This is a genomic window from Pseudescherichia sp., assembly GCF_031987975.1.
GTDB lineage: Bacteria > Pseudomonadota > Gammaproteobacteria > Enterobacterales > Enterobacteriaceae > Pseudescherichia.
Window position 1 is genome coordinate 369,288 of sequence record NZ_DALZYX010000004.1, and the last position, 25,041, is coordinate 394,328.

Genomic DNA, 25,041 nt, shown 5'->3' on the forward strand with positions numbered 1-25,041 from the left:
TTGGAAAACTATCATGAGCCATAACGACACTATCGTCGCCCAGGCAACCCCACCGGGACGCGGTGGTGTGGGCATTCTGCGTATCTCCGGCCACAAGGCCCGCGAGGTGGCGCAGGCTGTGCTGGGCAAGCTGCCTAAACCGCGCTACGCCGACTACCTGCCGTTTAACGATGCGGACGGCACGGCGCTGGACCAGGGCATCGCCCTCTGGTTCCCCGGCCCGAACTCCTTTACCGGCGAAGACGTGCTGGAGCTACAGGGGCACGGCGGGCCGGTGATCCTCGACCTGCTGCTAAAGCACATCCTGACCCTGCCCGGCCTGCGCATCGCTCGCCCCGGCGAGTTTTCCGAACGCGCGTTTCTCAACGACAAGCTGGATCTGGCCCAGGCTGAAGCGATTGCGGACCTGATCGACGCCAGCTCCGAGCAGGCTGCACGCTCGGCGCTGAACTCGCTACAGGGGGCATTCTCCACCCGCGTTAACCATCTGGTGGAAGCACTCACTCACCTGCGCATCTACGTGGAAGCCGCAATTGATTTCCCGGACGAGGAGATCGATTTCCTCTCCGACGGTAAAATCGAAGCACAGCTTAACGGCGTAATGACCGATCTTGATGCCGTAAGAGCGGAAGCGCGTCAGGGCAGCCTGCTGCGTGAAGGGATGAAGGTGGTCATCGCCGGTCGCCCGAACGCCGGAAAATCGAGCCTGCTGAACGCTCTGGCGGGTCGTGAAGCGGCCATCGTCACCGATATCGCCGGCACAACCCGCGACGTGCTGCGCGAGCACATCCACATCGACGGTATGCCGCTGCATATCATCGATACCGCCGGGCTGCGTGACGCCAGCGACGAGGTGGAGCGAATTGGGATTGAGCGGGCCTGGCAGGAGATCGAGCAGGCCGACCGGGTGCTGTTTATGGTCGATGGCACCACCACCGACGCCGTAGATCCGGCGGATATCTGGCCGGACTTTATTGCCCGTCTGCCCGCGAAGCTGCCGATCACCGTGGTACGTAATAAAGCCGATTTGACCGGCGAGACGCTGGGTATCAGCGAGGTGAATGGTCACTCACTTGTTCGCCTCTCCGCCTACACCGGCGAAGGCATAGACGTGCTGCGTAACCATCTCAAGCAGAGCATGGGCTTTGATACCCAAATGGAAGGTGGCTTCCTGGCCCGCCGTCGCCATCTGCAGGCGCTCGAGCTGGCGGCAGAACATTTACAGCAGGGTAAAGCGCAGCTGCTGGGCGCGTGGGCGGGCGAACTGCTGGCAGAAGAGCTGCGTCTGGCCCAGCAAAGCCTGAGCGAGATCACCGGCGAGTTTACCTCCGACGATCTGTTAGGACGGATTTTCTCGAGCTTCTGTATTGGGAAGTAAGCGTTATATAGACACGTGAAGAGTTGTTAACCCGCATTGACTGGTGTTGATGCGGGTTTTTTAATATCGCCCTAGTCATCACCCAGTTTGAAAATAATCCTCCCTGTCCCCATCTTAGTTTCTGAATCCTGTGAAAACTGTTTTACCGATATATCACCATCGTCAGACAAACGAGGAAAGCCTGGCCTGAATGTGATTCTGATTACACAAGATGAATATTCTCCTGCTTTATTCTTCTGGCCTGCGACGCCAAAGCCCCCTTCCAGAACAGCTTTTATCATCCACACAGATGATTCACTATCGTAAAGGATATCAACCCGATCGCCGATTTCAATTCCTGTTGTATCCATTGCACTTCGACTAATTCTGAAGCCCAGCTCAACAGAACCAGCAGTGCGTCTGCGTTGAGTAACAGTAACATAGTTGCTTTGTACCACACGGCCGCTTTTCGCCGCCATTGTAGATAAAGACACGAAAGCCATAAAAACCTCTTAAGATATTTGTTTAATCGCATTGTACGGCCAATCAATTTTTAATGGCAATTATTTTTGTGTGGTTTTTCTCCGTAAAATTCACTTTGGTTTTACCTACAACAATAAATTTAAAATGTATCCCCCCTAAATACCGCACTAAAAAATATAAGTAACCGCTTACATATTTGTATTTTATATAATTAAGCCTTACCCGCTGTTAACTTTATAATATATGACAAACAATATAGAAAGAGCATTGATAGGGGGAGCTTATGCCATAGCAAAGGCGCTGACGCGTGTCGCTTGCTTCTTCCCATTCCTTACATGAATTGTAAAAATCTCGCAGAGAGCTTTTTACCCCCTTTTTTCCGTGCTAAAACCTGCACACAATACGTAATACTTTAACCGTTGCGAGCGGGCCAACCATTATCATGGAGTGAAAAATGGCGACACATTTTGCAAGAGGGATCCTTACCGATGGACAGCTGGTCTCTGCCCGCCTGCCATCGTCCTGTCACGATCGCGCCAGGGCGCTGCCAGAGCACCACCGCAACCGCTATCTAGCCTCCCGCGCCCTGCTCGCTGAACTGGTATTTATGCTTTACGGCATAAGCGAGCTGCCTGAAATCATCATCCAGCCCAATGGTCGCCCGGTCTTTGCCGATCGCAGCCTGCCCCACTTTTCACTGGCCTACGCCGGGAACATGGTGGGCGTCGCAATCGCCACCAGCGGACTGTGCGGCCTGGATATGGAGCTGCAACGGGCAACGCGTAGCTTTCACACCCCCCATGCCCCGGAGCGCCATGACTTCACCAGCACCGAAAGGCTGTGGATCAACAATCAGAGCGATCCTAACGAGGCCCAGGCGCAAATAGTTACTCTACGGCAGAGCGTGCTGAAGATGGCCAGCCAGCCCCAGGATACCTCGGGTTTCCTCCAGCTGTTGCCAGGCTCCGGCAAGCTGCGAGCGGCGCAGTCTGAACCTATTGAAGCACTCTGCGATGCAGAGGACGTGCTAATCTGGTCGGTGGCGGTTTCACCCGCTATTGAAAGCCTGAAGATTTGGGAGTTTGATACCAGGCGGGGATGGCGCTGCCTGACAGATATCCAAACCCGAGCGAACAATCCCGCCACCCGCCTGATGCGTTTTACCAGCCTGCCTGCGTAATGCGCTTCACTACACTTACCGGTAAGGAGTAAAGATGTCTGATTCACTGCACGTCGTTACGTTACTTGGCAGCCTGCGTAAAGGCTCATTCAATGCGATGGTAGCCCGCACGCTGCCGAAGGTTGCGCCGGAAGGCATGACGGTGGCACCGCTGCCGACCATTGCCGACATCCCGCTATATGATGCCGATATCCAGCAGGAGGAGGGTTTTCCGCAGAGCGTTGAGGCCATTGCCGAGCAGATCCGCAACGCCGATGGCGTGGTGATCGTGACGCCAGAATATAACTACTCGGTACCGGGCGGCCTGAAAAACGCTATCGACTGGCTGTCACGTCTGCCTGCGCAGCCGCTGGCAGGTAAGCCGGTGCTGATCCAGACTAGCTCTATGGGCGCCATCGGCGGCGCACGCTGCCAGTATCATCTGCGACAGATTCTGGTATTTCTCGACGCGATGGTAATGAACAAGCCGGAGTTTATGGGCGGGGTGATCCAGAACAAGGTGGATCCGCAGACGGGCGAGGTTATCGATCAGAGCACGCTGGACCATCTGACCGGCCAGCTGACGGCGTTTGGTGATTACATCAAGAAAGTCAGAGCGTAAAAAAACCCGGCAGCGCGAAGCCTGCCGGGCCAGTTTTTAGCGGTTAATGCGCGTCGATAAATACAATCTTCAGCACAAACAGCAGCGCAACGATAATCACGCACGGGCTGAGATCGCGGAAGCGTCCGGTACCGATCTTCATGATGCAGTAGGAGATAAAGCCCAGCGCAATGCCTTCAGTAATTGAGAAGCTGAACGGCATCATCACGGCGGTGATAAACGCCGGTACGGCTTCGGTCAGGTCGTCCCACTTCACGCGGGAGAGGCTGGAGGTCATCAACACGCCGACGTAGATCAGCGCACCCGCAGCAGCATACGGCGGTACCATACCGGCCAGCGGCGACAGGAAAATCACCAGCAGGAACAGTACGCCTACCACTACGGCGGTGAGGCCAGTGCGCCCGCCAACGGAGACGCCGGAAGAGGACTCAATATAGGCGGTGACCGACGAGGTACCGATAAAGGAGCCGGCTACGGAGGAGACGCTGTCAACAAACAGAGCCTGCTTCATGCGCGGGAACTTACCCTTTTCATCTGCCAGACCGGCTTTATCGGTAACGCCAATCAGCGTCCCGGAGGAGTCGAACAGGTTGACCAGCATAAACGAGAAGATCACGCCTGCCAGGCCAAGGTTAAACGAGCCAGCCAGGTCAACGTGACCGACAACGCTGGTGACGCTTGGCGGCGCAGAGACAATCCCGCTGTAGTGCACATCGCCCAGCCACCAGCCCAGCAGGGTAGTTACCACGATAGAGACCAGCACCGCCGCATGGACGTTACGCGAGGCCAGAATGGCGATGATAAAGAAGCCCAGCACACCCAGCAGCACGCTGTGGGAGGTCAGATTGCCGATGGTCACCAGCGTCTCCGGGTTCGCCACAATCACGCCCGCATTTTTCAGACCCATCATGCCGATGAACAGACCGATACCGCTGGTAATACCGACGCGCAGGCTCACCGGAATGTTAGCGATCATCCAGTAGCGGACGCGGAAGATAGTCAGCAGCAGCAGGCCGATAGCGCCCCAGAAGATGGCTCCCATTCCCACCTGCCACGGCAGGCCCATTGCGCCGACCACTACAAAGGCGAAGAAGGCGTTCAGCCCCATCGCGGGCGCAAGCGCCACCGGCAGGTTAGCGAACAGCCCCATCAGGATGCTGCCAAAGGCGGCAATCAGACAGGTGGTAACGAATACCGCGCTGGTATCCATGCCAGCAACACCCAGAATCTGTGGGTTAACAAAGACGATATAGACCATCGTCAGGAAGGTAGTAAAACCGGCGATCACCTCGGTGCGTGCCGTGGTGCCATGCTCGCGCAGTTTAAACACGCGGTCGAGCAACCCCTGGCCCGCGGCCTGGGTAGTGTGTTGTTGGCTCATTATCTATTTCCGAACAGGGAAGGAAAATTCGTCGCTATCCTATACCAAAATGCGACAATGTTGACGGTTATCACATACTTTTTTTCATTGATTTTGCTTATACGGCATCGATTGCGCGGAGAAATCTGCGTTAAGTAAACGTTAAACTTGCAATAAACAGGAAACGGCATGTCCCAAATAGAAGCGATTTTTTTCGACTGTGATGGCACGCTGGTCGACAGCGAGGTGATCTGTTCCCGCGCGTACGTGCATATGTTCGCGCAGTTTGGCATTACGCTCGATCTGGCGGAAATTTTTAAGCGCTTTAAAGGCGTTAAGCTCTACGAAATTATCGACATTATTAACGCCGAGCATGGCGTTAACCTGTCCAAAGCGGAGCTGGAGCCGATCTACCGCGCCGAGGTCGCGCGCCTGTTCGATGCCGAGCTGGAGATTATCGCCGGCGCGGATGCGCTGCTCGAGTCTGTCAGCGTGCCGATGTGCGTGGTTTCGAACGGCCCGGTCAGCAAAATGCACCACTCTCTTGGCAAGCTCGGGATGCTGCACCATTTCCCGGATCTGCTCTTCAGCGGCTACGATATTCAGCGCTGGAAGCCGGACCCAGCCCTGATGTTCCATGCCGCCAGCGCGCTGGACGTTGATCCGACGAAGTGCATTCTGGTGGATGACTCTGCGGCAGGCGCGCAGTCAGGGATTGATGCAGGAATGGAGGTGTTCTACTTCTGTGCCGATCCGCACAACCAGCCGATCGACCATCCGAAGGTGACCACCTTTACCGAGTTATCGCAGTTGCCAGAACTATGGAAAGCCCGCGGCTGGGAAATTACCCGCTAGCAAACGCCCTCCCCAAACGGGGAGGGATAATCCTCACTTAAACACTTTTTGCACAAACTCGGCACAGGCCGGACGCCAGACATCCATTTCGTGGCCCAGTCCGGCATACATTTTGTAGTCAAAATGGATGCCCTGTTTTTCCAACTCTGCTTTTAGTCCGGCGATATCTTTTCCGGTCACCGAATCACGCTCGCCGACAACAAGCGTAAAATTATGCAGCTGCCTGTTGATAGCATCCGGCTGTCTAAACCTTGCTGCAACACCCTCATCAGGCACCGTGGTCGTGGTAACGCCGCGGACGACTACCAGCATCGGTTTGATTTTCCCCTCGGCCAGCAGGTTATCCATGATTTGCGGAATACGCCCTTGGGTAATGGCGGAAAGCCCGGTATCACCGAAGCCGTGATAGAAATAGAGCACCGCAGCGGATCGCTATCGTGGCTGTAGCCAGGCGGCGTCCAGACATAGACTTTGCGCTCCGACTTCAGGGTATCGGAGTAATAACTCAACGCGTGCAGCTCGCCGTGCGGCACCGCCCGGTCATCAATAATGCTACCCGGCACCAGGATAAGCGAGGCCATGCTGTCCGCCGCGTGCAGCGGCATAGCGGAGGTGGCGATAAAAGTATTGCGTAAAAACAGCCGCTTCGAAAAAAAGTTCAGCTAAAAACCACGGCCCCCGGCTTTTATTCCCTGCCACCGTCCCCCTGCCGCTTCGTAGTGTCAGCTTTTCCACCGCCTCACGCTTCTCTGTGCCAGGTTCTCTTTATGTAGTGACAATATTCAAAAGCAAGACATTGATATTAATGCTTTTTCATTTATGGCATAGCTTTTGCTGTTTATTGATTAGCCCGTCGAGCTAACTCAAAAAGAGGATTAACAGGTGAAACATGTCTACGTAGCCAGCCACGGTAATTTTGCCATCGGCGTTGTGGAGAGTCTGGCGCTGTTGATTGGCGAAGAGCATGGCGTAAAGCCTGTTTGCGCTTATCAGGGTGAGATAACGACCACTGAGCAACTGGAGCGGGTGTTCGAAGAGCTGGTAGCTCAGGCAGAGGGTGAGGAGGTTGTCATTTTCACCGATCTGTTGGGCGGCAGCGTGAACAACAGCGCCGCCAGAGCGGTGCTTCGCCACGACAACGTCTATGTCGTGGCAGGCGTTAACCTCACCCTGCTGCTGGAATTTTTGCTCTGCGAAGCACAGAGCGTTAAGGAGGCGATTAACTACGCCACCGCCACCGCCCGAGAATCCATTGTTTTTATCAATGCCGTATTGCAACCCCCCACTGAAATTGCCGGAGACCGCCCATGATCAAACTCGTTCGTATTGATTATCGCCTGCTGCATGGTCAGGTTGTGTTCGCCTGGACGCGCGCGCTGGATATTGACTACATCATCGTCGCGGATAAAAAGGCCGCTAGCGACCCTTTTATTACCATGTCTCTTAACCTCGCCAAACCCGCAGGCGTGACGCTGGATATCGCCACCGTCGACCAGGCGGCGGCGAAGCTCAACAGCGGCAAGCTGGACCACAAAAAAGTGATGATCGTCCTGGGAAATACCCGTGAAACGCTGGAACTGGTGGAAAAGGTGCCGGGTATCGACGCGGTGAATTTCGGCGGGATCGCGCAAAAAGAGGGCGCACAGCAGTTCGGCAAAGCCATTTACCTGACGTTGGATGAGATAGCCGACAGCCGGCAAATGAAAGAAAGAGGCATCCGCATGGAGATGCGCCAGGTTCCGGCGCACTCTGCGGAGCTGCTCAACGAGAAAGTGTGAGGAGAAAATCATGTTGCTGACCGCAACCCTGCTGGGGCTTATCGCCGCGCTGGGCATTCTCGAAGGGCGTCTGATGGGGGTGACGATGATCGATCGCCCGCTGGTGATGTGCACCCTGACGGGCCTGGTCTGCGGCAACCTGACGGAAGGCATTCTTATCGGTGCCACACTTGAGCTGATTTTTCTTGGCAACGTGGCGATCGGCGCGGCCCACCCGCCTGATATCGTTACTGGAGCGATTCTGGCGACCGCCTTTTCTATTATGTCGGGCCGTGGGCCTGAAGCCGCGCTAGCTATCGCCATTCCGGTTTCCATGCTGGCGCAGACATTGGGGATTCTGGTGCGCGTCGCCAACGCCCGCTTCGGCCATCTTGCTGACCGTTACGCAGAGCAAGGCAATACCCGAATGGTGGCGTTTATGCATCTTGGGGGGCCGACGATGCTCTATTTCCTGAGCGGCTTTCTACCGGTTTTCTTCGCCATCCTGCTGGGCTCGTCTGCCGTAACCTGGTTCCTGGACGCGATCCCGCCGGTCATTACCAACGGACTGGTCATCGCCAGCAAGATTTTGCCCGCGCTTGGCTTCGCCTTGCTTATTAACATGATGCTCAGCACCAAACTGATGCCCTACCTCGGTCTCGGCTTTCTTATCGCCGCCTATACCGGGCTGGATATCATCGCGATTGCACTGTTCTCGGTGGTGCTGGCCTTCATCATCAGCCAGTTTCTCAGCAACCAACAGCCGGAGGCATAACCATGAGCCAGTTAACGGAACATCTTGACGAAAAGACGACGGCCGAGCCGCTGACGGATACCGAAGGGAAAGTCACGGCGCGGGAGCTGCGCAGCGTCTTCTGGCGTTCATTTACCTTGCAGGGATCCTGGAATTACGAGCGCCAGCAGCATATGGGCTGTGCTTTTATCATGAGTCCGGCGCTGCGTCGCATCTATAACACGCGTGAAGCGCTGAGCCGGGCGCTTCAGCGCCATCTGGTACTGTTCAATACCACGCCGCACCTGTCCACGTTTATCTTCGGGCTGGCGATTGCGATGGAAGAAGAGAACCGCCGCAATCCGGAGTTTAACGAAGAGTCGATCAACGCGGTTAAAACCAGCCTGATGGGGCCGCTTGCGGGTATCGGCGACTCCATCTTCTGGGGCTCGCTTAAGGTTATCGCCGCTGGAATGGGCATTTACTTTGCCCAACAGGGCAGCGTGCTCGGCCCCATCGTGGCGCTGCTGGTCTATAACCTGCCGCACCTGTTCTGCCGCTGGTACGGGCTGAAGCTTGGCTACCGTGCCGGTACCACCTGGCTTATGCGCATCTACCAGAGCGGGCTTATGGACAGGGTGACCTATATCGCCTCGATCGTCGGCCTGATGGTGGTCGGGGCCATGACCGCCAGCATGATTGATATTCATACGCCGCTGAGCTTCACCACCGGCAATACCACCATCAAGGTGCAGGATTTTCTCGACAAAATTCTGCCTTCGCTGCTGCCGCTGCTCTTTACGCTTGGCATGTACAAGCTCATTCGCAAGGGCGTCAGCATTAACTGGGTTCTGTTAGGCACCGTGGCGTTTGGCCTGCTGGCAAGCGCCCTGGGCATTCTTTAAATGAGGGTTTTGATGATGCAGATGGAAGATTATATGAACGAAGCGCCGCAGCGCCTGCTGGCGATGCTGGAACAGCGCCGCGACGATCTGGTACACGCCGCAAGCGCCATAGTGAACCAGGGCGTAACGCGGATAGTGCTTACCGGCTCTGGCACCTCTTACCACGGGGCGCTGACCGCGCGCCGCTTTATGCAGCAGTGGTGTCACGTGCCGGTAGACGTCAGCTATCCGTTTTTACTCGACAGCGCCACGCTGGCTCAGGGCGGTAAGGCGTTGTTGATTGGCATTTCTCAGGGCGGCGGCAGCCTCTCTACCCTTGAAGCGATGACCCGCGCCAGAGAGGCGGGGCACCTGACGGCGTCGATGGCAGGCGTGGAGAACGCAACGATTAACCGCGTTGCGGATCACGTGCTGACGGTACCCTGCGGCGAGGAAAAAGCGGGGGCGAAAACCAAAGGCTATCTCTGCACCATGCTGAACCTGATGCAGCTGGCGCTCAGCATCGCCGACCAGCGCAACGCCATTACGCCGGAACAGGATAAAGAGGTAAAAGCGCGCATGGCAGCGACGTTCCGTCACCTGCCTGCGGTGATTGAGGCCTCCGCCGCCTGGGCGCAAGGGCCGGCGCGACCGCTCGCCGAAAGCCAGGATCTGCGGCTGGTGGCGCAGCCTGAGCTTTACGGCACGGTGCAGGAAGGGGCGCTGAAGCTGCTGGAAACGCTGCGTTGCCCAGTTTCCGGCTACGAATTTGAGGAATTTATCCATGGCATCTACAACGCGTTTAACAGCGGCTCGGCGTTGATCATGTTGGATAATCGACCTGATGAACGCAGCGAGAACTTGGTGACGATTCTTTCGCAGTGGACATGCCATATTTATCGCGTTGGTAGCGACGTGGAAGAGAACGGCAAAAATATGCGCTTCCCGTTTATTAACGACAAAGACTTTAGCGTTTTTGAATACATTATTCCGCTGCAAATGCTGTGCGCGAAACTGGCACCGGAAAAAGGCATTAACCCGGCGATCCCGAAAGATCCGCAGTTTCATCAGAAAATGAAAAGCAAACAAGCTGCTTAATTAAATCATTAACTTACCGCTATCCGCGTTGCGCGGAGGCTCCTCTACGCCCAAGGAGAAGAAAATGACACATCCTCATCAGCAGTCCCGGCAAGTTATCAGCGCTATATTGCAAAATAAGCACGCTATTGAACGCGTCTATTTTGTTGGCTGCGGCGGCTCGCTAACCGGTTTTTACCCGGCGAAGTATTTCCTCGATTGCGAGGCGAAAAAGCTGGCGGTGGGATATATCACCAGCAATGAATTTGTTCACGCCACACCGCAGGCGCTCGGTGAAAATAGTCTGGTGATCCTGGCTTCCCAGCAGGGTAATACGCCAGAAACGGTGGAGGCGGCGCGGGTGGCGCGCGCCAAAGGTGCAGCCACGGTTGGGCTGACTTTCGCCCCGGCCTCGCCGCTTTGCGAACATAGCGATGAAGTTATTGAATATCGCTGGGCGCGCTATCCCGAAACGGTCAACCCGGCGCAGCAAAAGGCCGCTTACGGCCTGTGGCTGGCGCTTGAACTGCTGCAACAAACCGAAGGCTATGCTCAGTATGAAAAGATGGTGAGCGCATTTGAGCAGTTTGAAAGCGTGGTACGCGAAGGGCAACGCAAGGTGCAGGAAGAGGCGCAGCGCTTCGCTCAATCTTATAAAGACGACAACGTCATTTATATGATGGGTAGCGGCCCATCGTTTGGTGCCGCGCACCAGCAGTCTATTTGCATTCTGCTGGAAATGCAGTGGATCAACTCCGCCAGCGTACACAGCGGCGAATATTTCCATGGCCCGTTTGAAATCACTGAAGCGGGCACGCCTTTTGTGCTGCTGCAAAGCGAAGGCCGCACGCGCGCGCTGGACGACCGCGCTATTCGCTTTATTCGTCAGTACGGCGGCAAGCTGCAGGTGATTGACGCCGGCGCGCTTGGCATAAACGCCCTGCCTGAAGCAGTGCGTGAATATTTCTGCGGCCTGTTCCATACCGCGCTGCTGGATGTTTATAACCTGGCGCTTTCCGAAGCGCGTCAACATCCGCTGACCACTCGTCGCTATATGTGGAAAGTGGAGTATTAAGGCTAACGGGGCGGCCTGCCCGCCCCACTTTCACTGGCTGAACTCCGCCACCCGCAATTCAAAGATATCGTGGATATACCCTATCTCCGCTGTTGGCAGGGCGATGTTATAAAGCGACTTAAAGCGCTGAAAAGAGCGGTTCACCATCGCGATAAAATCGCCATGCCGCTCGGTAAACCTGTCCAGATTGCGGTAGTGGGTTATCTCGTTGCGCATGACCAGCCGCTCAATCATACAGCTCAGGTGCACATAAAGGCCGATAATTAAATTGTTGGAGAAGGTGAACCCCAGCGCCTGCTGCCATTCGGCGATAATCTCTTCTATATAGCTCAGCGTCTTGCTGGCGTTCAGAATGGTCAGCGAGTTGACGACATTGTGCAGCGAAAATTCACGCACCATATTCTGGTTAATGGCGTTTATCTGTTTCTCGGTTAAATAGCCGCTCAGCAGTTGGGTCAGGTTGGCATGTCCTTGCTCGCCGAGAAGCTCTTCAATTCCCATATAGGGCACCCCTTCTACCTGCGGGTCGAGCGTGCCGATAATCGCTATCACATCGTACTGTGTAAAAAGCGCAGCGGGTTGATGCCTAAGCCGGGTAAATTCGCAGGCGATGATATTGATGTTGAAATCGGCCAGCAGGCTTTTTTCCATCAGGCTCTTAAACTTAAATGCCGTGCCGATGCCGGTGATACAGGTCACCAGCAGCGCCTTCTCTTTTTTATGGCTGGGATAGTGAATATCCCAGCTTGAACGGTTGAGCGGCACAATCTCTTCGGCTATCGACTCAATGCTTCTGGAAAGCGCGATTTCGCTGGCGATATTCAGCGCGAGACGCGTGGTGACGTTATCAATGACTACCAACGGCCCGTGGATGGCGTCAAGCAGCATATCGGCTATTTCGCGGCTATAGCCCATGTCAATCAGGATCATTACGCCAGCGCTAGTGTCGGTATGCTGTAAATAGTCAAGAATGGCGCGGCTGACATCGCTAAAGGCTACGTCCACCGGCATATCCATGGCGTGATAAATCTTCTCGCCGATAAGCCGGTTCGCCACGCTGGCGATGCTGCTGGCGGTTGAGTAGCCGTGCGCCACAATAACCGCTTTGATTTTGCTGTTAATGGTGGCATCAATGGCGTTACTGACGATAGCGGTAATCGCTACCCGATCCAGCACAGTAATTAACAGATCGTACTTCGCGACAATCACCTCAATCAGCTTTTGCGCCACCCGATGAGCGAGCCCCGCATCTTGCGTCAGCCAGGCCGACATGATCTGCTGTGAAGCATCATCCGGCTCGCGTAATGTCAGCGGCAGGCTGGTGAGGTAGCGACCGGTGAGAAAAGCGAACTCGCCGCTCAGCGCCAGGTCGTAGTTGGCGGCGATAAGCTTGCCGGCATCTTCAATGAAACGCAGGCGCTTCTCCTGCTGCGCCATTTCGCTCTCTTTGTTCATTAGCGCATCGAGATACTGGGTGACGTTTTGATAAACCAGCTTGCCAAAAGCGCGCGAACTGATGTTCTCACGCGTGAGCTCAAGGCAAAGACCGCAAACATTGCGCGCTAAACGTTCATACTCCTGCTGCCTGCCGGGCAGCGCCGGTACTCCCTGGCTGTCGCGCAGGATGATCACTTTCTCCTGATTAAGCAGCGGCAGCAGCGGGCGGCCGGGCAGCAGCTTATCCGGAATATGTCCGGCTTTTACTTCCAGTATCCCTTCCCGCCGCAGCCCGAACGCCCAGGCGTTAGCGCAAACATTTTTAATAAGGTTCTCAAGGCCGCCTACGTTGCCCTCTACCGGCTCCTCCAGCAGCAGCTGCATAATTTCGCCATCTACGGCAAGATCGTGCTGAAGCTGGCGCGCCTGGGCCTGGAAAAAGTGCCAGATGAAGGCCATGCGCTCATACTGGCCGCGCTCCGCCACGGGCAGGATTTTCACTATCATGGGGATACGGCGGATAAAGGTGGCCAGAAAATATTTATCCGGCTCTTCGGTTGTTGCGAAAATAAGGCGCACGCAGGCCCGTCGCTCCTGGCTGCTTTCGCCGAGTCGCCGCCATGTGCCGTTATCCATAAAGTGAAACAGTTTTTCCTGGCCTTCCGGCGTAAGCCTGTGCACCTCATCAATAAACAGTACGCCGCCGTCGCTTGCTTCAATCAGCCCCTCGACGTTTTTGTCCGCTCCGGTAAAAGCGCCTTTAACATGCCCAAAAAGCTTGGAAGTGAGCAGCTCAGGGTTATTGGCGTATTCCGCACAGTTAAAAACCTGAAAAGGGGCGTTGGGCGTAAGAATGTGCTGCTCAATAGCGTAGCGCCAGAGGCGGCCAGCCAGAAAGCTTTTACCGGTGCCCGTGGGGCCTTTTAGCAGTACCGGCAAACCGCTACCGGGGTAGCTGATGGCCGCTTTGCACTGGCGAATCGCCTCCTGCAGGCTGCCCTGTGCGCCAATCAGGGTTTCCAGACTATCCTGTCGGTCTTCCAGAAGGCCAGCAAGCGAGGCGTATTCCATCTGGCGCACCGCCAGGCCATGCCGCTCCCGCAACTGCCTCACCGGCAGAAAAAGAACGGGGCGGCTGTTTATCTTTATTACTCGCTGTTCGCGGTGCAGGTTATTCAGATGATGGCTGACAATGTTTCGCTTCTGACGAAAGTGGCTGGCGATCTGCATAGCGCTAAAATCGCTGGTCTCTGCCGCTGTTAATTGTCGCAGGCCGCATTCCTTTTCAAGCCATTGAAATATCACATCCTTATTCATGAATCTGAAAGCTCCGTTCAATCACAGGGTTTCCTAACATAGCCAGAATGTTGCATGAAAAATAGCCTTCCCGTGGCAAAAACGGGCGAAAGTTCAAAGGAAAAATGAATGGTTACCGCAACGGCGCTGGTTTATGGGAAAAGACGCATAAAAAAAGCGCCCCTGGCCCGACAGACCAGAGACGCTTATTCTTAAAGCGCGGCCGCTATTAGCCACGCGCGTTGTCATTACTCTTTCGGATCTTTCCCCGCCAGCAGCTTGTCCAGCTCGTCGCCGCCAACGTGGCGGAAATCCTGGCCCTTCACGAAGTAGAAGATGTATTCGCAGATGTTCTGGCAGCGGTCGCCGATACGCTCGATAGAGCGGGCGCAGAACAGCGCGGTCAGTACGCTTGGGATGGTACGCGAATCTTCCATCATGTAGGTCATCAGCTGACGCACAATGCCTTCGTACTCCTGATCCACCTTCTTGTCTTCACGGTAGATACGTACCGCTTCATCAAGATCCATCCGTGCAAAGGCGTCCAGCACGTCGTGCAGCATCTGCACCGTATGGCGGCCCAGCGACTCCAGGCTCACCAGCAGGGGCTGGTGCTGCTGGGAGAACTTCTCCAGCGCCGTGCGGCAGATTTTATCCGCGACGTCACCGATACGCTCCAGCTCAGCGATGGTTTTGATGATCGCCATCACCAGACGCAGGTCGCTCGCCGTCGGCTGGCGCTTGGCGATGATGCGCACGCAGGCCTCGTCGATCGCCACTTCCATCATGTTGACCTGATGGTCACCGGCAACAACGCGCTTGGCCAGCTCGCTGTCTTGATTGTGCATGGCGGTGATCGCGTCAGAGAGCTGCTGCTCTACCATTCCACCCATGGTCATCACCTGGGTGCGAATGCTCTCCAGCTCGGCGTTAAACTGGCCGGAGATATGTTTATTAAGATTGAGATTGTCCATGGCGCACTCCTGAATCAACCGTAACGGCCGGTGATATAGTCTTCTGTTTGCTTCTTCGCGGGTTTGGTGAACAGATCGTCCGTGTTGCTGAACTCAATCAACTCGCCCAGATACATAAAGGCCGTATGGTCGGAGCAACGCGCAGCCTGCTGCATGTTGTGGGTCACGATCACCACGGTGTAATCCTGCTTCAGCTCGGTGATCAGCTCTTCAATACGCCCGGTAGAGATAGGGTCGAGGGCTGAACACGGCTCATCCAGCAGCAGCACTTCCGGACGAATGGCGATACCCCGCGCAATGCACAGTCGTTGCTGCTGACCACCGGAGAGAGAGTATCCGCTCTGGTGCAGTTTATCTTTGGTTTCGTTCCAGAGTGCGGCCTTGGTCAATGCCCACTGCACGCGCTCGTCCATGTCGGCGCGGGAGAGCTTCTCAAACAGGCGCACGCCGAAAGCGATGTTGTCATAGATAGACATCGGGAACGGCGTCGGCTTCTGGAAGACCATCCCGACTTTGGCACGCAGCAGGGCAATATCCTGGCTGTGGGTGAGGATGTTCTCGCCATCCAGCAGAATTTCACCCTCGGCACGCTGTTCCGGATAGAGAGAGTACATTTTGTTAAAGGTACGCAGCAGGGTGGATTTACCGCAGCCTGACGGGCCGATAAATGCCGTTACCTGATTCTTCGCGATATCCAGATTGATGTTTTTCAGGGCGTGGAACTTCCCGTAGTAGAAGTTCAAATCACGAACCTGGATCTTGCCGGAGGTGGTTTCAACCATACTCATTTTACTCTTTTCCTCAATCGGGCGCGGCCGGAGCCACGCCGCCTAATTTTAACCGTTCTTCTTCGCGAAGATAACGCGTGCCAGGATGTTCAGCAGCAGCACGCACAGGGTAATCAGCAGTACGCCAGCCCATGCCAGCTGTTGCCACTCGGCAAACGGGCTCATGGCAAACTTAAATATGGTGACCGGCAGGTTCGCGATAGGCTGCATCATGTCCGTGCTCCAGAACTGGTTGGAGAGGGAGGTGAAGAGCAGCGGCGCGGTTTCGCCGGCGATACGCGCCACCGCCAGCAGCACGCCGGTCAGGATGCCGGAGATAGAGGCCTTCAGCGTAATCGCGGAGATCATCTTCCACTTCGGCGTGCCCAGCGCATAGGCAGCTTCACGCAGGCTATCCGGCACCAGCTTCAGCATGTTCTCGGTGGTACGGATAACGATCGGCACCTGCAGCAGCGCCAGCGCAATCACGCCCGCCCAGCCGGAGAAGTGCTCCATCTGAGCCACCACGATGGTGTAGACAAACAGACCCACCACGATAGAGGGCGCGGAGAGCAGAATATCGTTAATAAAGCGGATCACCTCTGCCAGCCAGGACTTACGTCCATACTCCGCGAGGTAGATGCCCGCCATAATGCCGAGCGGGGTACCAAACACGGTCGCCCAGAGGATCAGCAGGCCGCTGCCCGCCAGGGCGTTCGCCAGCCCACCGCCTGCGGTGTTTGGCGGCGGCGTCATCTCGGTGAACAGCGCCAGCGACATACCGTCGATGCCGCGGGTCACGGTAGAGAAGAGGATCCAGATCAGCCAGAAGAGACCAAACGCCATGGTTGCCAGCGACAGCGTTAGCGCGATGCGGTTTTTCATCCGGCGCTTAGCCTGCATTTTACGGCGCGACTCGGCCAGCTCAGTCGTGGTTTGCATTTCGAGCGTAGCCATTAGCGTGCCCCCTCGTTTTTCGCCAGACGCAGGATCATCACTTTCGAAATCGCCAGCACGATGAAGGTGATCACAAACAGGATCAGGCCCAGCTCCATCAGCGCGGCGACGTGCAGCCCGGACTCCGCTTCGGCAAATTCGTTGGCCAGCGCAGAGGTGATGCTGTTGCCCGGCATATAGAGTGAGGCGCTGTCGAGCTGGTAGGTGTTACCGATGATAAAGGTCACCGCCATGGTTTCACCCAGCGCACGGCCCAGGCCAAGCATCACCCCGCCAATAACGCCGTTTTTGGTGAACGGCAGTACGATGCGCCAGATCACCTCCCAGGTCGTGCAGCCGATGCCGTAGGCCGACTCTTTCATCATCACCGGGGTCTGTTCAAACACGTCGCGCATTACCGAGGCAATGTACGGAATGATCATGATGGCGAGGATAATGCCCGCAGCGAGGATACCAATACCAAACGCCGGGCCAGAGAAAAGTGCGCCGACAAACGGAATGGCGGAGAGCACGTTGCCCACCGGCTCCTGGAAATAAGTGGCAAACAGCGGAGCGAAGATAAACAGCCCCCACATGCCGTAAACGATACTGGGGATAGCGGCGAGCAGCTCAATGGCGATACCCAGCGGACGCTTCAGCCAGCCGGGAGCCAGCTCCGTCAGGAACAGCGCGATACCAAAACTCACCGGGACGGCGATTAGCAGCGCGATAAATGAGGTCACCAGCGTGCCGTAGATCGGCACCAGCGCGCCGTAAATATCGTTCGGTGCGTCCCACTCTTTGGTCCACAGGAAGGAGAAACCAAATTTCTGGATGCTTGGCCAGGAGGAGACAATCAGCGAAATGATGATGCCGCCGAGCAGCAATAGCACAATCAGCGCAGCCAGTTTGACCAGCGCGCCGAAGATCATGTCACCTTGTTTACCCGGTGGGTTAAAAGCAGGCTTGGTTGCAGCCATAAATTACTCTTCTGTTATGTACGTCTTACGAATTTGCCCGGTGGCGCGAACGCTTACCGGGCCTACAGTTTTTATCCGTAGGGCGGGAAGCCTACGCCACCCGCCATCTTCGTCAAAAAGATCCTGTTAGTACAGCGCTTTACCGCTGCTGTCTTTCACATTCGTTTTCCACGCGGCACGCACCTGCTCAACCACACTGTCCGGCAGGGTTGCATAATCCAGATCGTTAGCCTGCTTCGCACCGTCTTTGTATGCCCAGTCAAAGAACTTCAGCACTTCAGCGCCCTGCTCAGGTTTCTTCTGCTCTTTGTGGATCAGGATGAAGGTGGTGGAGGTGATTGGCCACGCGTCGTCACCCTTCTGGTTGGTCAGGTCCTGAGCGAAGCTTTTGCTCCAGTCCACGCCTTTCGCGGCGTTAGAGAAACTCTCTTCGGTCGGAGAGACGGGTTTGCCATCGGCAGAGATCAGCTTGGTGTAGGCCAGGTTGTTCTGCTTAGCGTAGGCGTACTCCACGTAGCCGATAGAGCCAGGCAGACGCTGTACGAACGCGGCGATACCGTCGTTACCTTTACCGCCCAGACCGGTCGGCCAGTTTACGGTAGAGCCAGAACCGATTTTCGATTTCCACTCTTCGTTCACTTTTGCCAGGTAGCTGGTGAAGACGAAGGAAGTACCGGAGCCGTCAGCACGACGAACCACAGCGATATTCTGTGAAGGCAGCTTCATGCCTGGGTTGAGCTTAGCGATCGCTTCGTCATCCCATTTTTTGATTTTGCCCAGGTAGATGTCACCCAGCGTTTTACCATCCAGCACCAGCTCACCGGATTTTACGCCTGGCAGGTTAACCGCCAACACGACGCCACCGATAACGGTCGGGAACTGGAACAGGCCTTCCTGGTTCAGTTTCTCGTCAGACAGCGGAGCATCAGATGCACCAAAGTCTACGGTGTTAGCAGTGATCTGCTTCACGCCGCCGGAAGAGCCGATACCCTGGTAGTTAACTTTGCTACCGGTCTCTTTCTGATAGGTATCCGCCCATTTGGCATACACTGGCGCTGGGAAGGTTGCACCCGCGCCGGTCAGGCTTGCCGCTGCGTTAACAGCGAAAGCGCTCAGGGATAAGGTCGCGGCGACAACAGTAGCGACAGTGGTACGCATGACTTTCATAATGTCTCCTGAGGGATCGTAAATCGTTGTTTGGTTTCTACGATATGCAAAATAGGACAACCAGGTGACAGTTAAATGTACGTATTATGACATTTTTATGACAGGCGTTTATTTGACCGAAAATAGTCTATGGATTGTTTAAAAATAGCACAATGAGGAGAGACGTCCCGCCGGTAGCGACGGGACGTAAGAGGAAGATTACTCTACGGTTACAGATTTCGCGAGGTTACGCGGCTGGTCAACGTCGGTGCCTTTGATCAGCGCGACGTGGTAAGCCAGCAGCTGCAGCGGCACGGTGTAGAAGATCGGCGCAATCACCTCTTCTACGTGCGGCAGCTCGATAATGTGCATGTTATCGCTGCTGGTGAAACCGGCATCCTGATCGGCAAAGACATAGAGCACACCGCTACGGGCGCGAACTTCTTCGATGTTGGACTTCAGTTTTTCCAGCAGTTCGTTGTTAGGTGCCACAACGATAACCGGCATATCGGCGTCAATCAGCGCCAGCGGGCCGTGTTTCAGCTCGCCTGCGGCATAGGCTTCCGCGTGAATGTAGGAGATCTCTTTCAGCTTCAGCGCGCCTTCCAGCGCGATAGGGTACTGATCGCCACGGCCAAGGAACAGAGCATGGTGCTTCTCAGAGAAGTCCTCTGCCAGCGCTTCAATGCGTTTGTCCTGGGAGAGCATCTGCTCGATACGGTTCGGCAGCGCCTGCAGGCCATGCACGATATCCTGTTCGATAGAGGCATCCAAACCCTTCAGGCGGCTCAGCTTCGCCACCAGCATCAGCAGCACGGTGAGCTGGGTGGTGAAGGCCTTGGTGGAGGCCACGCCGATCTCGGTTCCGGCATTGGTCATCAGCGCCAGGTCGGACTCACGCACCAGCGAAGAGCCAGGCACGTTACAGATCGCCAGCGAACCGAGGTAGCCCAGCTCTTTAGAGAGGCGCAGCGCGGCCAGAGTATCCGCCGTCTCCCCGGACTGGGAGAGGGTGATCATCAGGCTGTTGCGGCGCACGGCAGATTTGCGGTAGCGGAACTCAGAGGCGATTTCCACATCGCACGGCACACCGGCCAGTGATTCAAACCAGTAGCGTGACACCATCCCGGAGTTGTAGGAAGTTCCGCAGGCGATAATCTGAATATGCTCAACCTGAGAGAGCATCTCGTTAGCTTTCTCGCCCAGCTCGCTGAGATCGATTGCGCCGTGATTGATACGCCCGGTCAGGGTGTTTTTAATCGCGTTCGGCTGCTCGTAAATCTCTTTCTGCATGTAGTGGCGGTAGATACCCTTATCGCCAGCGTCATATTGCAGGTTAGATTCGATGTCCGGACGTTTTACTTCATGGCCAGAGCGATCGAATACCACGACGCTACGACGGGTCACTTCCGCAATATCGCCCTCTTCAAGGAAGATAAAGCGGCGGGTTACCGGCAGCAGAGCCAGCTGGTCGGAGGCGATGAAGTTTTCGCCCATGCCAAGGCCGATAACCAGCGGGCTACCGGAGCGGGCAGCCAGCAGGGTGTCAGGATCGCGGGTATCCATGATAACCGTACCGTACGCGCCGCGCAGCTGCGGGATAGCACGCAGAACGGCATCGCGCAGCGAGCCGCCTTTTGCCAGCTCCCAGTGCACCAGGTGAGCGATCACTTCGGTGTCGGTTTCGGAAACAAATTCATAGCCGCGCGATCTTAACTCTTCGCGCAGCGGTTCGTGGTTCTCAATAATGCCGTTATGCACCACCACGATATGTTCAGAGACATGCGGGTGAGCATTGCCTTCAGACGGTTCACCGTGCGTTGCCCAACGGGTATGAGCAATACCGGTTCCGCCATGCAGCGGATGCTCTTCAGCTGCCTGAGAGAGCATCTGGACTTTACCGAGACGACGCAGGCGGGTCATATGCCCTTCACTGTCGACCACTGCCAGGCCGGCAGAGTCATAGCCACGGTATTCGAGACGACGTAAGCCTTCGAGAAGGATTTCAGCAATATCACGCTGCGCAACTGCGCCAACAATTCCACACATAGTTAGATTTCCTGATTATGGCGTAAGCCATGCGTTGTCGGTCAACCTGCGTTACCCGTTTTCCGGGCGCCCCGAGCCTTGTAGAGAGTGGGGTTATATTTATAGCTACTGCTGGTGGGCGGGAGATCTATATTGATCTCCTCATCCCTGTTTGCCGGGCGGCGTTGCCACCTGCCCGGCTTACAAAAACGTTACTTCTTCTTGACCGGACGCTTCCAGCCTTTGATATGGGTCTGCTTCACACGGCTAATCACCAGCTCGTCTGCGGCGACGTCACGGGTCACCGTGGTTCCCGCCGCGATGGTAACGCCGCTGGCCACGCTCACCGGAGCGATAAACTGCGAATCGGAACCGACAAAGACATCGTCGCCGATAATGGTTTTATGCTTGTTGGCACCGTCGTAGTTGCAAGTGATGGTACCCGCGCCGATATTAACGTTGTCGCCAATTTCCGCGTCGCCAAGATAGGTGAGATGTCCCGCCTTCGAGCCTTTGCCCAGACGCGCTTTTTTCATCTCAACGAAGTTGCCTACGTGCGCGCCAGCCAGCAGCTCCGCGCCGGGGCGCAGACGGGCAAACGGGCCGATGGTGCAGGCAGCTTCCAGGGTAGCATCTTCTACCACGCTGTAGGGGCTGATCTCGCAGTCATCGCCGATGACGCTGTTTTTGATCACGCAGCCCGCGCCGATTTTGACCCGGCTGCCCAGCGTAACGTTACCTTCCAGAATAACGTTGGTGTCGATCTCGATATCACGGCCGTGACTCAGCGTACCGCGCAGGTCAAAACGTGCCGGATCGCGCAGCATCACGCCCGCTAACAGCAGCTTTTCTGCCTGCTCGGATTGATAAACACGCTCCAGACGAGAAAGCTGCAGGCGGTTGTTCACGCCCTCGACTTCGCTCAGGCGCTGCGGATGCACCGCCGCGATCTCACGTCCTTCCAGGTAAGCCAGCTCGATAATGTCGGTGATATAGTATTCACCCTGTGCATTGTCGTTGGTGAGCTTGCCCAGCCAGCGCTTCAGATCTGCACCGTTGGCAATCAGGATCCCAGTATTGATTTCCTGAATCTTATGCTGTTCAGGAGTCGCATCTTTATGCTCAACGATGCCGGTTACCTTCCCGTCTTCACGGGTGATACGGCCATAGCCGGTGGGGTCGTCAAGTTTCACGGTTAACAGCCCGATGCCGCCCTGCGGTTTTGCATCACGCAGGCGCTGTAGGGTCTCAACGGAGATCAGCGGTACGTCGCCGTAGAGCATCAGGATATCTTCATCGTCGGCGAAACCTGGGGCCGCCTGCTGCATAGCATGGCCTGTGCCCAACTGTTCCGCCTGCAGCACCCAGTTCAGGTTGTCGTCACGCAGCGTCTGTTTAAGCAGATCGCCACCGTGACCGTAGACCAGATGAACCCGGCTTGCGCCTAGATTATTTGCGGCATCAATGACATGCTGTACCATCGCTTTCCCGGCGAGAGTATGAAGCACTTTAGGAAGATCCGAATACATACGGGTTCCCTTGCCAGCGGCAAGGATCACCACGCTCATGCTACTGTTCAACATACGCGTCCTGACTCTGATTTGAAGAAGAATTTTTACCTTTTGACGTTGAAAATACTACATTTTTTTCAACGTGAAATGGGGTGCGTATAAAATGTGCTATCGGCCGCTTTTATCCGCATTTATTCCCCTGGCTTGACCCATCATAAAACGAATTACCGCATAACGCGTACATATTGCTGCGTCTTTACCCGCTATGCTGATGTTTTTACATTTCTTTCGCTCTCTGAATAAAGAGAGCACAGTAAATCAGCTGCCGCTTCGGCGCAAAGTGAGGGAGAGTATAAAGGGAACCGAGGAGGGAGAATCCAGGCCGATCGGGCGATATTGTATGGGAAATATAAAATACAAAGGCCGCCTTTGGGCAGCCCTTGTTATGCTCTGTTCATGCCGCCAGCGGTTGTGGTTTTAATTGGCGGTATGTGCAGGGATTAGAGGTTAAACGTACCAAAAGAAACGTTCATGTTATTGAAGAAAGCGATGATTTTGTTAATCAGTTTCATGATCTTTTCCTGGTCGATGGATTAATTAATGTGACTTACCTCACAAAATAAGTCTACGCTGTGTTGATTAATCGATCAACATTTTTGTGATGATAATCACAAAAAAGTTAAAACACCTTTTCAAAAGGAAAGCGGCCACGTACAGGCATAAAAAAAGCCAGCCTGGAGACCAGACTGGCTTCGTACGTTCAAGCCGGTGTTACATCGCTTTTTTGGTCAACTCGATAACGCGCAGTTTCGCAATAGCTTTGGCCAGCTCCGCAGACGCCTGAGCGTAATCCACGTCGCCGTGCGAGCTCTTAATGTGCTCTTCTGCTTTACGCTTCGACTCCAGGGCTCGCGCTTCGTCGAGATCCTGGCCACGAATCGCGGTATCAGCCAGTACGGTCACGGTGCCCGGCTGTACTTCAAGTACGCCACCAGACAGGTAGATAAACTCTTCATGACCGTGCTGTTTCACGATGCGGATCATACCAGGCTTAATGGCGGTGAGCAGCGGGGCGTGACCCGGGTAAATCCCCAGTTCACCTTCGCTACCCGTTACCTGGATTTTCTCGACCAGCCCAGAGAACATCTGTTGCTCTGCGCTGACCACGTCCAGGTGGTAAGTCATTGCCATATCACCCTCCGATTAAGGCGTTAAAGTTTTTTGGCTTTTTCCACGGCTTCGTCGATGGAACCCACCATGTAGAACGCCTGCTCCGGCAGGTGATCGTACTCGCCTTCCATAATGCCTTTAAAGCCACGGATAGTGTCTTTCAGGGAGACGTATTTGCCCGGAGAACCGGTAAATACTTCTGCCACGAAGAACGGCTGGGACAGGAAGCGCTGGATCTTACGTGCGCGTGCTACCACCAGTTTGTCTTCTTCAGACAGCTCATCCATACCGAGGATGGCGATGATGTCTTTCAGCTCCTGGTAACGCTGCAGGATAGACTGTACGCCACGCGCGGTGTCGTAGTGCTCCTGGCCAACCACCAGCGGATCCAGCTGACGACTGGTAGAGTCCAGCGGGTCAACGGCCGGGTAGATACCCAGAGAGGCGATCTGACGGCTCAGTACCACGGTTGCGTCAAGGTGCGCAAAGGTGGTGGCTGGAGACGGGTCAGTCAAGTCATCCGCAGGTACGTATACTGCCTGTACGGAGGTGATAGAACCGGTTTTGGTGGAGGTGATACGCTCCTGCAGAACGCCCATCTCTTCCGCCAGGGTCGGCTGGTAGCCTACCGCTGAAGGCATACGGCCCAGCAGTGCGGATACTTCCGTACCGGCCAGGGTGTAACGGTAGATGTTGTCAACGAACAGCAGTACGTCACGACCTTCGTCACGGAATTTCTCAGCCATGGTCAGACCGGTCAGTGCAACGCGCAGACGGTTTCCCGGCGGCTCGTTCATCTGGCCGTACACCAGGGATACTTTATCCAGAACGTTGGAGTCGGTCATCTCGTGGTAGAAGTCGTTACCCTCACGAGTACGCTCACCCACGCCAGCAAACACGGAGTAACCGGAGTGCTCGATCGCGATGTTACGGATCAGCTCCATCATGTTTACGGTTTTACCTACGCCCGCGCCGCCGAACAGGCCAACTTTACCGCCTTTGGCGAACGGACACATCAGGTCGATAACCTTGATGCCGGTTTCCAGCAGTTCCTGAGAGCTTGAAAGCTCTTCGTAGGACGGTGCTGCGCGGTGGATAGCCCAACGCTCTTCTTCACCGATGTCGCCTTTCATATCGATCGGCTGACCCAGTACGTTCATGATACGACCCAGGGTCGCTTTACCTACCGGTACTTCGATCGGGTGCTCGAGATCCTGAACTTCCAGACCACGACGCAGACCGTCGGAAGAACCCATAGCGATGGTACGTACGATACCGCCGCCGAGCTGCTGCTGAACTTCCAGCACCAGACGCTCATTACCATTTGTCACTTCGAGGGCGTCGTACACGTTCGGTACGGCGTCCTGCGGGAACTCGACGTCCACCACGGCGCCGATTACCTGGACAACTTTTCCAGTAGCCATCTTGAATCCT

22 protein-coding genes and 1 pseudogene are annotated in these 25,041 nt (G+C 55.5%); 10 read left to right on the top strand and 13 right to left on the bottom strand.

The window, feature by feature from the left end; genetic code table 11:
- Window positions 1–13: 13 nt before the first annotated feature.
- On the top strand, window positions 14–1,378 hold the full coding sequence (gene mnmE, locus RTN40_RS09505) for a tRNA uridine-5-carboxymethylaminomethyl(34) synthesis GTPase MnmE (protein WP_312228237.1): 1,365 nt from the start codon (window positions 14–16) through the stop codon (window positions 1,376–1,378).
- 71 nt (window positions 1,379–1,449) lie between these two features.
- Here the strand turns inward: mnmE and RTN40_RS09510 are convergent, their stop codons facing one another.
- Entirely contained in the window at window positions 1,450–1,860 is a 411-nt protein-coding gene (locus tag RTN40_RS09510) for a hypothetical protein (protein ID WP_312228238.1), read from the bottom strand.
- 434 nt (window positions 1,861–2,294) lie between these two features.
- Here RTN40_RS09510 and RTN40_RS09515 point away from each other — a divergent pair, with 434 nt between their 5' ends.
- Together RTN40_RS09515 and RTN40_RS09520 are read left to right on the top strand one after the other, a co-directional pair.
- Complete coding sequence (locus RTN40_RS09515; protein WP_312228239.1) at window positions 2,295–3,020, top strand: hypothetical protein; 726 nt, start codon at window positions 2,295–2,297, stop codon at window positions 3,018–3,020.
- A gap of 34 nt (window positions 3,021–3,054) precedes the next feature.
- Window positions 3,055–3,621, top strand: a complete 567-nt coding sequence (locus tag RTN40_RS09520; RefSeq protein WP_312228240.1) for an NADPH-dependent FMN reductase — start codon at window positions 3,055–3,057, stop codon at window positions 3,619–3,621.
- Between the two features lie 43 nt (window positions 3,622–3,664).
- Here the strand turns inward: RTN40_RS09520 and adeP are convergent, their stop codons facing one another.
- Window positions 3,665–5,002 carry an adenine permease AdeP gene (gene adeP, locus RTN40_RS09525; protein WP_141092966.1) on the bottom strand — a complete coding sequence of 446 codons (1,338 nt, stop codon included), beginning with the start codon at window positions 5,000–5,002 and terminating at the stop codon, window positions 3,665–3,667.
- A gap of 168 nt (window positions 5,003–5,170) precedes the next feature.
- Between adeP and yieH the strand changes: the two genes are divergently transcribed.
- Complete coding sequence (gene yieH, locus RTN40_RS09530; protein ID WP_312228241.1) at window positions 5,171–5,836, top strand: 6-phosphogluconate phosphatase; 666 nt, start codon at window positions 5,171–5,173, stop codon at window positions 5,834–5,836.
- A 33-nt stretch (window positions 5,837–5,869) separates the two neighbouring features.
- Here yieH and RTN40_RS09535 read toward each other — a convergent pair.
- Window positions 5,870–6,411, bottom strand: a pseudogene (locus tag RTN40_RS09535) (alpha/beta hydrolase); the annotation flags it as partial.
- A gap of 307 nt (window positions 6,412–6,718) precedes the next feature.
- Between RTN40_RS09535 and RTN40_RS09540 the strand changes: the two are divergent.
- The 6 genes from RTN40_RS09540 (at window position 6,719) to RTN40_RS09565 (ending at window position 11,362) form a co-directional block, all read left to right on the top strand.
- Complete coding sequence (locus tag RTN40_RS09540) at window positions 6,719–7,147, top strand: PTS mannose transporter subunit IIAB (protein WP_312228242.1); 429 nt, start codon at window positions 6,719–6,721, stop codon at window positions 7,145–7,147.
- Window positions 7,144–7,614, top strand: coding sequence for a PTS sugar transporter subunit IIB (locus RTN40_RS09545; protein WP_312228243.1), 471 nt, complete (start codon window positions 7,144–7,146; stop codon window positions 7,612–7,614). Before RTN40_RS09540 ends, RTN40_RS09545 begins: the two co-directional genes overlap by 4 nt.
- A 10-nt stretch (window positions 7,615–7,624) precedes the next feature.
- Complete coding sequence (locus tag RTN40_RS09550) at window positions 7,625–8,368, top strand: PTS mannose/fructose/sorbose/N-acetylgalactosamine transporter subunit IIC (RefSeq protein WP_312228244.1); 744 nt, start codon at window positions 7,625–7,627, stop codon at window positions 8,366–8,368.
- Between the two features lie 2 nt (window positions 8,369–8,370).
- Window positions 8,371–9,231, top strand: coding sequence for a PTS system mannose/fructose/sorbose family transporter subunit IID (locus tag RTN40_RS09555; protein WP_312228245.1), 861 nt, complete (start codon window positions 8,371–8,373; stop codon window positions 9,229–9,231).
- A gap of 15 nt (window positions 9,232–9,246) precedes the next feature.
- Entirely contained in the window at window positions 9,247–10,308 is a 1,062-nt protein-coding gene (locus RTN40_RS09560; protein ID WP_312228272.1) for an SIS domain-containing protein, read from the top strand.
- 64 nt (window positions 10,309–10,372) lie between these two features.
- Complete coding sequence (locus tag RTN40_RS09565; protein ID WP_312228246.1) at window positions 10,373–11,362, top strand: SIS domain-containing protein; 990 nt, start codon at window positions 10,373–10,375, stop codon at window positions 11,360–11,362.
- A gap of 30 nt (window positions 11,363–11,392) precedes the next feature.
- On the opposite strand, the gene RTN40_RS09570 is transcribed toward RTN40_RS09565, so the two are convergent.
- The 10 genes from RTN40_RS09570 to atpD all read right to left on the bottom strand — a co-directional run bounded on the left by RTN40_RS09570 (window position 11,393) and on the right by atpD (window position 25,031).
- Entirely contained in the window at window positions 11,393–14,116 is a 2,724-nt protein-coding gene (locus RTN40_RS09570) for a sigma 54-interacting transcriptional regulator (protein ID WP_312228247.1), read from the bottom strand.
- A 227-nt stretch (window positions 14,117–14,343) separates the two neighbouring features.
- Window positions 14,344–15,069, bottom strand: coding sequence for a phosphate signaling complex protein PhoU (phoU, locus tag RTN40_RS09575; protein ID WP_042393573.1), 726 nt, complete (start codon window positions 15,067–15,069; stop codon window positions 14,344–14,346).
- Between the two features lie 14 nt (window positions 15,070–15,083).
- A complete protein-coding gene (gene pstB, locus RTN40_RS09580) occupies window positions 15,084–15,857 on the bottom strand; it encodes a phosphate ABC transporter ATP-binding protein PstB (RefSeq protein ID WP_312211638.1) in 774 nt (257 codons plus the stop codon).
- A gap of 48 nt (window positions 15,858–15,905) precedes the next feature.
- Window positions 15,906–16,793 (bottom strand): phosphate ABC transporter permease PstA, encoded by an 888-nt coding sequence (gene pstA / locus RTN40_RS09585; RefSeq protein WP_312228248.1) that lies wholly within the window; start codon window positions 16,791–16,793, stop codon window positions 15,906–15,908.
- On the bottom strand, window positions 16,793–17,752 hold the full coding sequence (gene pstC / locus RTN40_RS09590; protein WP_103820584.1) for a phosphate ABC transporter permease PstC: 960 nt from the start codon (window positions 17,750–17,752) through the stop codon (window positions 16,793–16,795). Before pstC ends, pstA begins: the two co-directional genes overlap by 1 nt.
- A 126-nt stretch (window positions 17,753–17,878) precedes the next feature.
- Window positions 17,879–18,919 (bottom strand): phosphate ABC transporter substrate-binding protein PstS, encoded by a 1,041-nt coding sequence (gene pstS, locus RTN40_RS09595; protein WP_312228249.1) that lies wholly within the window; start codon window positions 18,917–18,919, stop codon window positions 17,879–17,881.
- A 198-nt stretch (window positions 18,920–19,117) separates the two neighbouring features.
- The gene (gene glmS, locus RTN40_RS09600) at window positions 19,118–20,947 is read right to left on the bottom strand and encodes a glutamine--fructose-6-phosphate transaminase (isomerizing) (protein ID WP_312228250.1); all 1,830 of its coding nucleotides are present in this window, start codon (window positions 20,945–20,947) and stop codon (window positions 19,118–19,120) included.
- A 191-nt stretch (window positions 20,948–21,138) separates the two neighbouring features.
- Window positions 21,139–22,509: a bifunctional UDP-N-acetylglucosamine diphosphorylase/glucosamine-1-phosphate N-acetyltransferase GlmU gene (gene glmU / locus RTN40_RS09605; RefSeq protein WP_312228251.1), complete on the bottom strand. Its 1,371-nt coding sequence runs from the start codon at window positions 22,507–22,509 to the stop codon at window positions 21,139–21,141.
- A 699-nt stretch (window positions 22,510–23,208) separates the two neighbouring features.
- Window positions 23,209–23,628, bottom strand: coding sequence for a F0F1 ATP synthase subunit epsilon (locus tag RTN40_RS09610; RefSeq protein WP_103820588.1), 420 nt, complete (start codon window positions 23,626–23,628; stop codon window positions 23,209–23,211).
- A gap of 20 nt (window positions 23,629–23,648) precedes the next feature.
- Window positions 23,649–25,031, bottom strand: a complete 1,383-nt coding sequence (gene atpD / locus RTN40_RS09615; protein WP_042393505.1) for a F0F1 ATP synthase subunit beta — start codon at window positions 25,029–25,031, stop codon at window positions 23,649–23,651.
- Window positions 25,032–25,041 lie beyond the last annotated feature (10 nt).

Coding starts and splice junctions, on each gene's coding strand:
- mnmE (WP_312228237.1), top strand. CDS start 14: ATGAGCCATAACGACACTATCGTCGCCCAGGCAACCCCACCGGGACGC.
- RTN40_RS09510 (WP_312228238.1), bottom strand. CDS start 1,860: ATGGCTTTCGTGTCTTTATCTACAATGGCGGCGAAAAGCGGCCGTGTG.
- RTN40_RS09515 (WP_312228239.1), top strand. CDS start 2,295: ATGGCGACACATTTTGCAAGAGGGATCCTTACCGATGGACAGCTGGTC.
- RTN40_RS09520 (WP_312228240.1), top strand. CDS start 3,055: ATGTCTGATTCACTGCACGTCGTTACGTTACTTGGCAGCCTGCGTAAA.
- adeP (WP_141092966.1), bottom strand. CDS start 5,002: ATGAGCCAACAACACACTACCCAGGCCGCGGGCCAGGGGTTGCTCGAC.
- yieH (WP_312228241.1), top strand. CDS start 5,171: ATGTCCCAAATAGAAGCGATTTTTTTCGACTGTGATGGCACGCTGGTC.
- RTN40_RS09545 (WP_312228243.1), top strand. CDS start 7,144: ATGATCAAACTCGTTCGTATTGATTATCGCCTGCTGCATGGTCAGGTT.
- RTN40_RS09550 (WP_312228244.1), top strand. CDS start 7,625: ATGTTGCTGACCGCAACCCTGCTGGGGCTTATCGCCGCGCTGGGCATT.
- RTN40_RS09555 (WP_312228245.1), top strand. CDS start 8,371: ATGAGCCAGTTAACGGAACATCTTGACGAAAAGACGACGGCCGAGCCG.
- RTN40_RS09560 (WP_312228272.1), top strand. CDS start 9,247: ATGCAGATGGAAGATTATATGAACGAAGCGCCGCAGCGCCTGCTGGCG.
- RTN40_RS09565 (WP_312228246.1), top strand. CDS start 10,373: ATGACACATCCTCATCAGCAGTCCCGGCAAGTTATCAGCGCTATATTG.
- RTN40_RS09570 (WP_312228247.1), bottom strand. CDS start 14,116: ATGAATAAGGATGTGATATTTCAATGGCTTGAAAAGGAATGCGGCCTG.
- phoU (WP_042393573.1), bottom strand. CDS start 15,069: ATGGACAATCTCAATCTTAATAAACATATCTCCGGCCAGTTTAACGCC.
- pstB (WP_312211638.1), bottom strand. CDS start 15,857: ATGAGTATGGTTGAAACCACCTCCGGCAAGATCCAGGTTCGTGATTTG.
- pstA (WP_312228248.1), bottom strand. CDS start 16,793: ATGGCTACGCTCGAAATGCAAACCACGACTGAGCTGGCCGAGTCGCGC.
- pstC (WP_103820584.1), bottom strand. CDS start 17,752: ATGGCTGCAACCAAGCCTGCTTTTAACCCACCGGGTAAACAAGGTGAC.
- pstS (WP_312228249.1), bottom strand. CDS start 18,919: ATGAAAGTCATGCGTACCACTGTCGCTACTGTTGTCGCCGCGACCTTA.
- glmS (WP_312228250.1), bottom strand. CDS start 20,947: ATGTGTGGAATTGTTGGCGCAGTTGCGCAGCGTGATATTGCTGAAATC.
- glmU (WP_312228251.1), bottom strand. CDS start 22,509: ATGTTGAACAGTAGCATGAGCGTGGTGATCCTTGCCGCTGGCAAGGGA.
- RTN40_RS09610 (WP_103820588.1), bottom strand. CDS start 23,628: ATGGCAATGACTTACCACCTGGACGTGGTCAGCGCAGAGCAACAGATG.
- atpD (WP_042393505.1), bottom strand. CDS start 25,031: ATGGCTACTGGAAAAGTTGTCCAGGTAATCGGCGCCGTGGTGGACGTC.